Annotated in this window: 3 protein-coding genes and 1 pseudogene; all 4 read left to right on the plus strand. The window is 46.4% G+C overall.

Annotated features, from left to right (window positions below; genetic code table 11):
* A pseudogene (locus PHP87_RS11830) lies at nt 1-305 on the plus strand (ABC transporter substrate-binding protein); the annotation flags it as partial.
* Nucleotides 306-382: 77 nt separating this feature from the next.
* Nucleotides 383-1000 carry a class I SAM-dependent methyltransferase gene (locus tag PHP87_RS11835; protein ID WP_061214293.1) on the plus strand — a complete coding sequence of 206 codons (618 nt, stop codon included), beginning with the start codon at nt 383-385 and terminating at the stop codon, nt 998-1000.
* 66 nt (nt 1001-1066) lie between these two features.
* On the plus strand, nt 1067-1933 hold the full coding sequence (locus tag PHP87_RS11840; RefSeq protein ID WP_061214292.1) for an ABC transporter substrate-binding protein: 867 nt from the start codon (nt 1067-1069) through the stop codon (nt 1931-1933).
* Nucleotides 1934-2206: 273 nt separating this feature from the next.
* On the plus strand, nt 2207-2675 hold a 469-nt coding region (locus PHP87_RS11845), incomplete at its 3' end, for a GTP-binding protein (protein ID WP_299921631.1).

The following is a 2675-nucleotide window of genomic DNA, read 5'->3' on the forward strand; positions in this document are numbered from 1 at the left end:
CCGACTTGATTATTTGTTGGGGACAGTGTTTTAAAGAAATATTTAGTGATACCAAGTGGCAGAATATAAAGGCCGCCCAGGATAAAAAAGTCTATATGGTGCCCAGTGGTCCCTTTAACTGGTTTGATCGTCCGCCTTCGGTAAACCGTATACTGGGTCTGAAATGGCTGGGGAATTTGCTTTATCCCGAGGTATATGCTTACGATATAGCTAAAGAAACCCGGGAGTTTTACCAGAAGTTTTACCATTATGATCTTACGGATGAGGATATAACTTTTCTGCTAAAGGACTCCGGGGGCAAGTAGCAATCGTTGCAGCAGTGTGTTGAAACTGCTCCGCAGTTTCTTCCGATGCTTGAATTATTGAGGAGGTAAACAAAAAAATGCTGAAATCATCAGAGGGTAAGTCTTCCTACAACGCTTTGCTGCCCATTTATCCCCTGCTGGCCCAGCAATGTGTGGATGATTATGCTTTGGACAGCGGTATTTGCCTGGATATTGGAACTGGTAATGGTTATGTGGGTACCGAAATCGCCAAGATTACCCGTATGGACATTTATTATATTGATATCGAGGCAGAGGCCCTGAGCTTTGCCCGGCGTAGCGTGGCCGAGGCTGATATCGATAATGAGGTGTTTTTCATAGAAGCTGATATTTGCCAGGGGCTTACCCTGGCCGATAACTTTGCTGATTTTATCATCAGCCGGGGCTCACTCTGGTTCTGGAAGGATAGGGCCCGGGGATTGGCGGAAGTCTACCGGCTCCTAAAAGTAGGCGGAATCGCCCTGGTTGGCGGGGGACTGGGCCGTTATGTCCCCTGGACGATGAGGAAACGCTTAAGCGGGGAACGCAAGAACACACTGGAGAGAAAAGGAGGAAAAAGACTTTCCCTGGAGGAAATGGAGGCCCTGGCCATAGAAGCAGGAATCTCCAGCTTTAGAGTTATGTCAGATGCCCCTGGAGATAAGGGAAGTTGGATTGAAATACATAAACATCTATAAAAGAAAGCAGGAACTCAAGCAAGCCAGGGGCCATATGGATTAGAACAGCTAAAGGAGAGGTTTGCATTGGAGAAGGTTATATTACATTGTCCCATGAATATTAGCCGGGCGTTTTCCGGGCTGATAAGTGAATTCATCCAAAGGGAATATTCCGGCAACGAATTTGAAGTATATGATGAACCGCACCGCCTGGGCAGTGAAGACAGCTTATTATCCAGTGTCAGGGAAGGCGGGCCGCCGGCTTTATATATTGGGCATGCCACCGATTTTGGCCGTTTATCCGCGCCGGAGATCACTGCCGCTTTTGAAACAATTCCTGGTTTACCCCTGGCTGAAAGCCTGCAAAGGTTAGGGTTCAAACACGAACATGCCTATTTTCATCCATTTACTATTATTCCCTTTGGGGTTATTTATAACAAAGAGCTGGTGGGAGAAAAGCGGCCGGTTAGCTGGCAGGATTTTCAGGACCCGGTCTATTCCGGTAAGATTAGAATACCTGATCGCCAAAGAACTATTTCCCGGGTGTTGGTAGGTACCATGAAGACACTTTATCCTGATGGCTACGAGAAATTTGTGGCTAATTGTGTTTTTCAGGGCAGCCCGATTGAGGTAGTTAATGCCGTCGACCAGGGCGAATACCACTATGGAATGGTCAATATTGCCTTTTCCAGGTTCTCGCGTTTAAACAATACCGCTATTATGTGGATTAAGGAAGGTTCCTTCTGCATGCCGCTGGTTATTGCTGTCGGTAAAGGCAAAGGCGAGCTGGTAAGGAAAATAGTAGATTATATTTTATCCCCGGCAGTACAGGAGTTTTTTACTCTGCAGGGATTCATCCCGGCAATATCCGGTGAAATACCGGACGTGCTGCAAAAAGATGAGCTCCATTTAATATGGAAAGGTTGGGATGAATTTTTAAAAGCGACCGCTTAATTTATAACTAAGCCCATCATATCGGTACTTTAGTAAGAAAAGTAAGGGGTAAGGGGTTAGGGTGTCAAAAGGACCGTCTGAGACCACTGAAAAAGTATCATAAATATCATCCTGAGGAGCTGCAGGCGACGAAGGATCTCTTTTGGAAATCCGTAATATTGGGACTTTAGCTAACCAGATTCTTCGCTATCGCTCAGAATGACACGCAAAAGAGCACTTTTTCAGCAGTTTCGGACCGTCTCCTTGACATCCTGATGAAAGCAGGTATATTTATTGCGTTTTATTATTGTTTCCGGCCCTCCCTCGGCGGGGAAAACAGCCGTAATGATTCATACCATCAGGCATTTGCTTAAGGACGGGATTAAAGTAGCGGCCTGCAAAATCGATTGTCTTAAGACTTCTGATGATGATAATTATCGGGCTCTGGGAATTCCGGTGGCGGTTGGTTTAAGCGAATATTTATGTCCGGACCACTTTTTTGCCGCCAACCTGGAGGAGATATACGCCTGGGGCAGTTATCATGGGGCCGAGATCTTAATCCTGGAGACAGCTGGCCTTTGTCATCGCTGTGCCCCTGCTGTACAGGGCTGTCAATCAATTTGCGTAATCGATAATCTGAGTGGAATTGACACCCCGCAAAAGGTAGGACCGATGTTAAGTACGGCTGACGTTGTGCTTATAAGTAAAGGGGATGTTGTATCCCAGGCTGAACGAGAGGTATTCCGGCAGCGAGTGGAAATGG

The sequence above is a fragment of the Syntrophomonas sp. genome, assembly GCF_028707975.1.
Classification (GTDB): domain Bacteria; phylum Bacillota; class Syntrophomonadia; order Syntrophomonadales; family Syntrophomonadaceae; genus Syntrophomonas.

What these genes read in the sequence shown, in the direction of transcription:
- PHP87_RS11835 (WP_061214293.1), top strand. Translation starts at nt 383, where the DNA reads ATGCTGAAATCATCAGAGGGTAAGTCTTCCTACAACGCTTTGCTGCCC.